This window comes from Streptococcus respiraculi (assembly GCF_003595525.1).
Classification (GTDB): Bacteria; Bacillota; Bacilli; order Lactobacillales; family Streptococcaceae; genus Streptococcus; species Streptococcus respiraculi.
In genome coordinates this window covers 445,479-455,000 of sequence record NZ_CP022680.1, presented here as the reverse complement: position 1 = coordinate 455,000, position 9,522 = coordinate 445,479, and the positions used below count along the sequence as shown (strand labels likewise).

At 43.2% G+C, this 9,522-nt stretch carries 8 protein-coding genes, 1 tRNA gene and 1 rRNA gene (1 of these 10 cut by a window edge); 3 read left to right on the top strand and 7 right to left on the bottom strand.

Going from position 1 to position 9,522, the window contains the following annotated elements; all coding sequences use genetic code 11:
• Together CHF41_RS02165 and CHF41_RS02160 are read right to left on the bottom strand one after the other, a co-directional pair.
• Window positions 1-38: transfer RNA gene (locus CHF41_RS02165), tRNA-Ala, on the bottom strand; it reaches 35 nt to the left of the window's first position.
• Between the two features lie 186 nt (window positions 39-224).
• Window positions 225-1,773 (bottom strand): 16S ribosomal RNA (locus CHF41_RS02160).
• A gap of 329 nt (window positions 1,774-2,102) precedes the next feature.
• Between CHF41_RS02160 and CHF41_RS02155 the strand changes: the two genes are divergently transcribed.
• Window positions 2,103-3,056: an IS30 family transposase gene (locus CHF41_RS02155; RefSeq protein WP_119875415.1), complete on the top strand. Its 954-nt coding sequence runs from the start codon at window positions 2,103-2,105 to the stop codon at window positions 3,054-3,056.
• Window positions 3,057-3,227: 171 nt separating this feature from the next.
• Here CHF41_RS02155 and hpf read toward each other — a convergent pair whose 3' ends face one another.
• From hpf to CHF41_RS02140, 3 genes are all read right to left on the bottom strand, one after another.
• Window positions 3,228-3,770, bottom strand: a complete 543-nt coding sequence (gene hpf / locus CHF41_RS02150) for a ribosome hibernation-promoting factor, HPF/YfiA family (RefSeq protein WP_119875823.1) — start codon at window positions 3,768-3,770, stop codon at window positions 3,228-3,230.
• A gap of 76 nt (window positions 3,771-3,846) precedes the next feature.
• Window positions 3,847-4,512, bottom strand: coding sequence for a ComF family protein (locus CHF41_RS02145; protein WP_119875822.1), 666 nt, complete (start codon window positions 4,510-4,512; stop codon window positions 3,847-3,849).
• A complete protein-coding gene (locus CHF41_RS02140) occupies window positions 4,478-5,794 on the bottom strand; it encodes an ATP-dependent helicase ComFA (RefSeq protein ID WP_119875821.1) in 1,317 nt (438 codons plus the stop codon). The genes CHF41_RS02145 and CHF41_RS02140 overlap by 35 nt, the downstream gene beginning before the upstream one ends.
• Window positions 5,795-5,860: 66 nt before the next feature.
• Here CHF41_RS02140 and CHF41_RS02135 point away from each other — a divergent pair, with 66 nt between their 5' ends.
• Window positions 5,861-6,493 carry a YigZ family protein gene (locus CHF41_RS02135; protein ID WP_119875820.1) on the top strand — a complete coding sequence of 211 codons (633 nt, stop codon included), beginning with the start codon at window positions 5,861-5,863 and terminating at the stop codon, window positions 6,491-6,493.
• A gap of 88 nt (window positions 6,494-6,581) precedes the next feature.
• Window positions 6,582-7,502, top strand: a complete 921-nt coding sequence (gene cysK / locus CHF41_RS02130) for a cysteine synthase A (RefSeq protein ID WP_119875819.1) — start codon at window positions 6,582-6,584, stop codon at window positions 7,500-7,502.
• Between the two features lie 224 nt (window positions 7,503-7,726).
• Here cysK and CHF41_RS02125 read toward each other — a convergent pair whose 3' ends face one another.
• Both CHF41_RS02125 and CHF41_RS02120 read right to left on the bottom strand, forming a co-directional pair.
• Window positions 7,727-8,086 (bottom strand): S1 RNA-binding domain-containing protein, encoded by a 360-nt coding sequence (locus CHF41_RS02125; RefSeq protein ID WP_119875818.1) that lies wholly within the window; start codon window positions 8,084-8,086, stop codon window positions 7,727-7,729.
• A gap of 1 nt (window position 8,087) precedes the next feature.
• The gene (locus CHF41_RS02120; protein ID WP_119875817.1) at window positions 8,088-9,488 is read right to left on the bottom strand and encodes a bifunctional Cof-type HAD-IIB family hydrolase/peptidylprolyl isomerase; all 1,401 of its coding nucleotides are present in this window, start codon (window positions 9,486-9,488) and stop codon (window positions 8,088-8,090) included.
• Window positions 9,489-9,522: the final 34 nt, after the last annotated feature.

Here is a 9,522-nt window from a genome sequence, read left to right as displayed (position 1 = left end):
GTGCAAAGCAGGCGCTCTCCCAGCTGAGCTAAGGCCCCAACTAATAATCTGGTTTTCTCTTATTAGTTCACGTTTCTTATTCTATTGTCTTCGGGTGCCGCTGGCCCCTGTCGTTCGCTTTCGCTTCGACAAACCTGAAACCTGCGGTTTCGCTTAGCTGAGCTAAGGCCCCACAAGACCTCTCAAAATTAAAGAAGACTACGTACAGAGTTCCATTTCCTTAGAAAGGAGGTGATCCAGCCGCACCTTCCGATACGGCTACCTTGTTACGACTTCACCCCAATCATCTATCCCACCTTAGGCGGCTGGCTCCTAAAAGGTTACCTCACCGACTTCGGGTGTTACAAACTCTCGTGGTGTGACGGGCGGTGTGTACAAGGCCCGGGAACGTATTCACCGCGGCGTGCTGATCCGCGATTACTAGCGATTCCGACTTCATGTAGGCGAGTTGCAGCCTACAATCCGAACTGAGACTGGCTTTAAGAGATTAGCTTGCCGTCACCGACTCGCGACTCGTTGTACCAGCCATTGTAGCACGTGTGTAGCCCAGGTCATAAGGGGCATGATGATTTGACGTCATCCCCACCTTCCTCCGGTTTATTACCGGCAGTCTCGCTAGAGTGCCCAACTCAATGATGGCAACTAACAATAGGGGTTGCGCTCGTTGCGGGACTTAACCCAACATCTCACGACACGAGCTGACGACAACCATGCACCACCTGTCACCAGTGTTCCGAAGAAAAATCCTATCTCTAGGACGGTCACTGGGATGTCAAGACCTGGTAAGGTTCTTCGCGTTGCTTCGAATTAAACCACATGCTCCACCGCTTGTGCGGGCCCCCGTCAATTCCTTTGAGTTTCAACCTTGCGGTCGTACTCCCCAGGCGGAGTGCTTAATGCGTTAGCTGCGGCACTGAGTCCCGGAAAGGACCCAACACCTAGCACTCATCGTTTACGGCGTGGACTACCAGGGTATCTAATCCTGTTCGCTCCCCACGCTTTCGAGCCTCAGCGTCAGTTACAGACCAGAGAGCCGCTTTCGCCACCGGTGTTCCTCCATATATCTACGCATTTCACCGCTACACATGGAATTCCACTCCCCCCTTCTGCACTCAAGTTTGACAGTTTCAAAAGCGTACTATGGTTGAGCCACAGCCTTTTACTTCTGACTTATCAAACCGCCTGCGCTCGCTTTACGCCCAATAAATCCGGACAACGCTCGGGACCTACGTATTACCGCGGCTGCTGGCACGTAGTTAGCCGTCCCTTTCTGGTAAGTTACCGTCACTTAGCGGATTTTCCACTCCCGCTAACGTTCTTCTCTTACAACAGAGCTTTACGATCCGAAAACCTTCTTCACTCACGCGGCGTTGCTCGGTCAGGGTTCCCCCCATTGCCGAAGATTCCCTACTGCTGCCTCCCGTAGGAGTCTGGGCCGTGTCTCAGTCCCAGTGTGGCCGATCACCCTCTCAGGTCGGCTATGTATCGTCGCCTTGGTGAGCCGTTACCTCACCAACTAGCTAATACAACGCAGGTCCATCTGGTAGTGGTGCAATTGCACCTTTCAAATACTTACCATGCAGTAAGTACTTTTATGCGGTATTAGCTATCGTTTCCAATAGTTATCCCCCGCTACCAGGCAGGTTACCTACGCGTTACTCACCCGTTCGCAACTCCTCCGCTCGGTGCAAGCACCAAGCTTCAGCGTTCTACTTGCATGTATTAGGCACGCCGCCAGCGTTCGTCCTGAGCCAGGATCAAACTCTCATTTAATAGTTTGAGTCTTCACTCATACTGTCCACTGACAGATTTATTTTCTTATGTTCATTGACGGTTTATGTCTCCATAAACCACCCTGCACGTTTGGTTCGTCTTCTTTAATTTTCAAAGGTCTTGCCTTATCGCTCTCTCAAGCGACAACTATATCAGTATATCACCTCTGCTTCTTATTGTCAACTACTTTTTTTACTTTTTTTGAATTTTTTTCATGAACGAAAGTTCGGCGAAAGTTCTAAAATGAAGTTAGCCACTCAAGGGTATAAAAAAACATCTCAGAGAGATATAATTGTAATCACCACAAGAACAATTAGAAAGACTCTGAGATGCAACACTATTATACACCAAAAAGGAAACATTTGACACTAGCTGAACGTAGAATGATTGAGCGTTGGCTTCAAGAAGGGCTCTCAAATCGTGAAATCGCTAGAAGATTAGAGAAGGCTCCTCAAACCATTCACAACGAAGTCAAACGTGGTCTGGTTAGGCAACAAGTGCGTAAAGGAAAATTTGAAATAATCTACTCAGCTGACTTCGCTCAAAAAAACTATCAAAATAATCGTAAACATTCTGTGAGGCAGACTTCCCTAACCAAGGAACTCAAAGAAAAGATTCTTCACTATATCAAGCAGAAATACTCTCCTGAGATGATGGTAAAAGCAAAAGGGATATCTGTCTCCGTCTCCACCATTTACTACTGGATTCATCATGGACACTTAGGATTGACCAAGGATGGCATGCTTTATCCTCGCAAGGAGAAAACGAAGAAAAAACAAGCGAGTCCCAACTTTAAGCCGGCTGGAAAATCGATTGAGGAACGGCCAGAAAGCATTAATCAACGTGAGAATGTTGGTGATGTTGAAATTGATACGGTTATTCAAACACGGGCAAAAAATGAGTGTCTGTTGACTCTAACTGATAGAAAGAGTCGTTATCAAATCATCCGACTCATTCCCGATAAGTCCGCGTCTTCAGTCAATCAAGCTCTGAAAATGATCCTCAGAGATTATCAAATTAACTCAATCACAGCTGATAACGGGACTGAATTCAGTCGTTTAGCAGAAGTTTTTGGCCCCGATCATATCTACTATGCCCACCCTTATTCCTCTTGGGAGCGTGGAACTAATGAGAATCATAATAGACTCATCAGGCGTTGGTTGCCTAAGGGAAGCAAAAAGGCGACGCAGCAACAAGTCGCATTTATTGAAAACTGGATTAACAACTATCCAAAGAAGATATTGGGTTACAAATCTCCTAGAGAATTTTTACAGACTGGCTAACTTGAACTTGAAATTTGCCGAACTGTGCCTTCTTTTTGGCCTTGGCCCGATAATACCGTAAAAAACGTGGCCTCTTACTGCTAGTATAAGCTACTACGAAAGCTACTCACTTTCGCAAGAGGAGATTCAAAAAATATCTACAGGAATCTGCAGATATTTTCAAGATATTTTTTAAGCTTTGACCTCTAGTAAACCGAGGCCACCGTCTTCACGCTTGTAAATGACATTTGTTGTAGAGTCTTTCGCATCTGTATAGATGAAGAAATCATGTCCCAGCAATTCAAGTTGTAAAATAGCTTCTTCTAAATCCATTGGTTTCAAATCCACTTGCTTGGTACGAACAACTTTTACTTCTTCTTCAACTTGCTCTACTAACTCTTCTGTAAACAACTGACTAGTAGAAACTTTTTGACGATTTTTCTTTTCAATCTTTGTTTTATTGCGGCGAATTTGACGTTCAATCTTATCAACTACTAAGTCAATTGAACCGTACATGTCTTGAGAGATATCTTCTGCACGAAGTGTAATTGATCCTAGTGGGATAGTCACTTCTACTTTTGAGCGTTTATCACGGTATACTTTTAGATTTACTTTCGCATTTAACTCTTGGTCTGCATGGAAGTATTTTTCAATCTTAGCTACTTTTTCTTCGACGTAACTACGAAGAGCGTCTGTTACTTCGATGTTCTCTCCACGAATGCTAAATTTAATCATAGTAAATACCTCTTTCTAAGCTTTCGCTTTTGTTCACTATCATTATACCATATTATGATTTTTTTGCAAGCGTTTACTAACGGGCGAGTGAAAAACTCGTGACTGTTTTCGCACCATTTTTCATCAAGAGTTGTTTTGCTAACCATATAGTAGCGCCTGTCGTATAAATATCATCTACCAATATAAGTTTTTCGGGAATAGCTGTTTTTTCAACAATGGAAAAAGGCTGCTTTAACGCTAAACGTTCTTGGCGATTCTTATCTGATTGCTTTTTGGTCGCTTCTTTTTGGAGAATTTCCTGAAACGAAAGCCCTGCTGCATTTAGCAAGCCAGTGACTTGATTGAAGCCACGCTCTGCCATTCTCTGCTCACTAATAGGAATAGGCACAAGCGTATGACCTCTCTTATCTTTGAAATAGATCCGTAATTCAGTTGCAAATACAGTCCGTAGCAGATAATCGCCAATAAATTTATAGCGGCTGATATAATCTGCCATTGCTTCGTTATAGCGATAGAGGCTTTCATGGGAGACTCCCGTCCCCTTGTCCTGCCAATAGTGGCAGTCTGAACAGACTTTTTCTTCTCCTTCTTTAAAGCATGTTGGGCAGTGCGTTTCTGATATGGGAAGAAACCGCTTTTTGCAGTCAACACAAACTTCTTCTTTTTCTTTCTTTAATAGAAGAATGTCTGAAAACAAGACCCGATTTTTAAGACTTTGCTGACACAGTAGACACCTGACCATCGCCTGCCTCCTTATTCATTAGCTGAATTTCTTGAATAGCTTTTTCAATCGCACGATTGGTTCCATTATGAAAAAAGAGCAAGGTCCCTGTTGGCCGCTCCATACTTCGGCCTACTCGTCCGGCAATCTGAATGAGGGAGGACGAGGTATAGAGGTAGTGATTAGCCTCTACTACAAAAACATCGACACCTGGAAAAGTGACCCCACGTTCTAAAATAGTGGTCGTGACAAGTATGGTGATTTCCTGCTTGCGGAATTGTCCCACGATTTCAAGACGATTTTCGGTCTGACTGGAGACAAAGCCAATGCCCTGGTCTGGAAAATAGGTTGTCAATAGATTAGCAAAGTCTTGCCCCATACGAATTTCCGGTAGAAAAAGGAGGAGAGGAAAGCCTGTTTTTTGTTGCTCTGCTATTTTCTTTACCAATTTTTGGGGGATTTTGCTCTTCTTTAGATTCTTTTCAAAATGAGAGAGCCATACCTTTTGCGGAACGACTAGGGGATTCCCATGAAAGCGTCGGGGTAGTCGGAGGCGGTGCAGTTCTCCAATACGAACTTTTTTATCCAATTCATTCGTCGAAGTAGCAGTCAAAAATATGGTCACACCACCTTCTTTGATAGCATTTTCTACTGCACGATAAAGTATGGGATTATCCACATAGGGAAAGGCATCCACCTCATCAATCAAGACCAAGTCAAACGCCTGATAAAATTTCAGCAGTTGATGTGTGGTTGCAATCACAAGTGGCGTGCGAAAGTAAGGTTCTGCTCCCTCATGTAACAGACTAATCGGACAGAAAAAATCATGCTGCAAACGCTTATACAACTCGAGGCAAACATCAATCCGTGGACTAGCTAAGCAAACCGCACCGCCTGCATCAATCACATCTGCCATGACATGATAGATCATTTCAGTTTTACCAGCTCCTGTCACAGCATGAACTAAGGTAGCTTTTTTAGCTTGAAATTGTTGCCGAAGCGCATCTGAAATTCCCTGCTGCCATGCAGTCAACCGTCCTTTCCATTTTAAAGAATTTTGTGGTGGAAAGGCTTGCTGGGGAAATGTATATAAATCTTCATCCGTCCGCACGCGTCCGAGTAATATGCACTCTCTACAATACAGGGCGCCATTTGGCAGACGATGCTTGTCATCAAAAACAGTTGAACAACGAAAACAGGCCTTGTCAACTTGACTTGCTACCTTCTGAGCTTGCTTGCGCTCTTCTGCTGTCAATTGGTGGTGGGTAAACAACCGTCCATAGTAATTTGCTAAATCTGTCATAGTTATCTATTCGCATTTTTTATCTGAAAACTTGTCATCTTAAAAAAAAATTAGTACAATCAGGATATGAGAGAATATCGAACAATTGCTACTGACGGTTTAGCAGAAGAGGAAATCAAAAAATCACGGTTTATCTGTCATGTAAAACGGGTAGCTTCTGAAGATGAAGCCCGTGACTTTATTAACTCAATCAAAAAAGAACACTCCCGCGCCACCCATAACTGCTCTGCTTTTATCCTAGGCGAAAATATGGGAATCAAGCGGTCTTCAGACGACGGTGAGCCTTCTGGAACTGCTGGCGTTCCGATGCTTACTGTCTTAGAAAACAATCAATTGACCAATGTAGCTGTCGTTGTGACCCGCTATTTTGGTGGAGTTAAATTAGGGGCCGGAGGCTTGATTCGGGCTTATGCTGGAGCAGTCGCCCATACCGTATCTGAGATTGGGATTGTCGAGGTCAAGGAACAGCAAGGCATTTCGATTACGATGAACTATTCCCAATATCAGGAATTTGCCAATTGGCGGGCGACACATAATTTAGAAGAATATGATACTGAATTTTTAGCAGATATTCAGACCATGATTTTTACCGATAAGAAAGAGACGCAGAACATCATGGACAGTCTGACAAAATTTTACCATGGAAAAATCCAAGTTGAAAAAACTGATTTCCGTATCGTTGAAATCCCTGTGCATTGATAACACCTATCACCACGATAGGTTTTTTATATTTTACAAACAATAAAGACAAGAGTATACTGATAGCAATAAGAAATGGAGGTGCCGCATGGCTATTTATCAAAATATTACAGAATTAGTTGGAAAGACTCCTATCGTAAAATTAAACAATCTCGTACCAGAAGGGGCTGCGGATGTGTATGTGAAATTAGAAGCCTTCAATCCTGGTTCATCTGTCAAAGACCGGATTGCCCTAGCGATGATTGAACAAGCTGAAAAAGACGGAGTCATCAAACCTGGCGATACCATTGTGGAGCCAACCAGCGGAAATACAGGAATCGGACTTGCCTGGGTCGGAGCTGCAAAAGGGTACAAGGTGATTATCGTCATGCCTGAAACCATGAGCATTGAGCGCCGCAAAATCATTCAAGCTTACGGAGCTGAACTCGTTCTTACTCCTGGTAGCGAGGGAATGAAGGGGGCGATTGCAAAAGCTCATGAAATTGCAAAAGAACGTGAAGGTTGGGTGCCTCTTCAATTTGCAAATCCTGCTAACCCAAAAATCCACGAGGATACTACTGGTCAAGAAATTCTAGAAGCCTTTGGCCCAACAGGACTCGATGCCTTTGTTTCTGGGATTGGAACCGGCGGAACGATTACAGGAGTCTCTCATACTCTCAAACAAGCAAATCCCGCTATCAGCATTTACGCTGTCGAAGCAGACGAATCTGCTGTCTTATCAGGCGAGGCACCTGGACCACACAAAATCCAAGGAATTTCCGCAGGATTTATCCCTGAAGCCCTAGATACTGAATCCTACGACCATATTATCCGTGTCAAATCAGACGATGCACTCGCGACTGGTCGAGCGATTGGTGGAAAAGAGGGCTTCCTGGTAGGAATTTCTTCTGGTGCTGCCATTTACGCTGCGATTGAAGTCGCAAAAGAACTAGGAACTGGTAAAAAGGTGCTGGCAATCCTTGCTGACAACGGTGAGCGTTATCTTTCAACCGCTCTTTATGAAGCGTAAATTTAAGAACCTGTATCCAAAGCTCAGCAACTCTATTTAGGACTTATTTTTTTCTACTCATCGTTGCTTTTTTTCGAAACACAGTCAGTATTCCTTCAAAAAAACACCTTGATCATCGTAAAATAAGTTCCCGACTAGAATGACTTCGCTTATAAATACAGGTTCTAAGACTAAACTATTAAAAAAGGAATTGGATTACTCCTAATTCCTTTTTTGCTGTTTATTCATGCTTGCTTTTCTAAATACTTTTTGGCTTCTTTGATCCAATGCGGTAAATTCTTAGCTAGGGGTTCAAAACCAATTTTGTAGCGGTCACTTGTAAAGCGGTGAGGTCGTGGGACTTTCTGCTTTTCTTCTTCTAGCGTTCGTAGAGATAGACTAGCTTTTTGGCTATATTCATCAAAATCAACGACTTGCACCAGCAACTCCTGCCCAATCCTTAATTGCTCGCGGATATTGTCCACATAGCCTGTTTTGATTTCTGAAATGTGAATCAATCCTGTTGTTCCATTTTCCAAGTCAACAAAGGCCCCGTAGGGTTGGATACCGGTCACCGTCCCCCGTAATTTCTCTCCAATTTTCATCTTAATCCTCAATTTCGATTGTTTCAATGATGACGTCTTCGACTGGCTTGTCCATCGCCCCTGTTTCAACTGCAGCAATGGTATCTAAAACAGCGTATGATGCTTCATCTCGTAATTGACCAAAGACAGTGTGGCGTTGATCCAAATGCGGTGTTCCGCCTTGTTCTGCATAGATTTCTGCAATCGGTGCTGGCCAGCCACCTCGTTCTAATTCCTTTTTAGCATAAGGTAAGTTGGTATTTTGAACGATGAAAAATTGACTGCCGTTGGTATTTGGTCCTGCATTTGCCATCGACAGCGCTCCGCGAATATTGAAAGCTTCCATTGAAAATTCATCTTCAAAAGCTTCACCATAAATGGATTCGCCACCCATACCTGTTCCAGTTGGGTCTCCCCCTTGAATCATGAAATCTTTGATAATGCGGTGGAAAATAACACCATCATAGTAGCCGTCTTTTGCGAGCGCCACAAAGTTTGCAACTGTTTTTGGTGCAATATCAGGGAATAATTGCAACTTTAAATCGCCATGACTAGTCTTAATTGTCGCACGAGGTCCTTCAACATTCTCTAAGTCCAATTGTGGGTAATATTTTTCTTTTTCTACCAAACCAAATTCCTCCAAGGCATGTAAAATGCCATCTTCTTCTACTGTTTTTGTAATGTAGTCTGCTTTTGCTGCTAAGTCAGGGTGAGAAACACCCATAGCAACACTGATTCCAGCATAATCAAAGGCTTCTAGGTCATTCAAACCATCCCCAAAGACCATGACATTCTCAGGTTTCAAACCAAGGTGTTCGACAACTGCTGCAATTCCTGCTGCTTTCGATGCGTCTTGCAGGATAATATCCGATGAGATTGCTTCCCAACGGACGCTACGCATCTCTTCTTGTAAGTCTGCTGGAAGTTCGACCTCTCTACCTTCTTGCTCAAAAGTCCAAATCTGATAAATGGAATTTTCTTTATAAAAATCGGGATCTGTTTCCAAATTTTCATAAATAATGTCAATGGTCTTACTGATACGTTCATCACGGTGAGACAGGGTTGCCTTATGGCCTCCCATTAAGCCGTAATCAATTCCTTCTGTCTTGGTCCACTCGATACAACGTTCTACCAGCTCTGTCGCAATCGCTTTTTGACGGATAATATTTCCTTTTGCATCTTCGACAAAACTGCCATTAATCATCGCAAAATAATCTGGCTTCAAGGCTTGTAATTCTGGTACTACACCATAAATAGCACGCCCAGAAGCAATACCTGTTAGAATCCCTTTTTCTTTCAAAGATTTAAATACATGGGTCAAGGAAGCTGGAACATAGCCTGTATCCTTGACACGAAGAGTATCGTCAATATCAAAAAAGATGATTTTTATTTTTTTAGCTCTGTATTTTAATTTCGCGTCCATATATCTCCTTTTACTGCATGTTATGCTTTCTAAA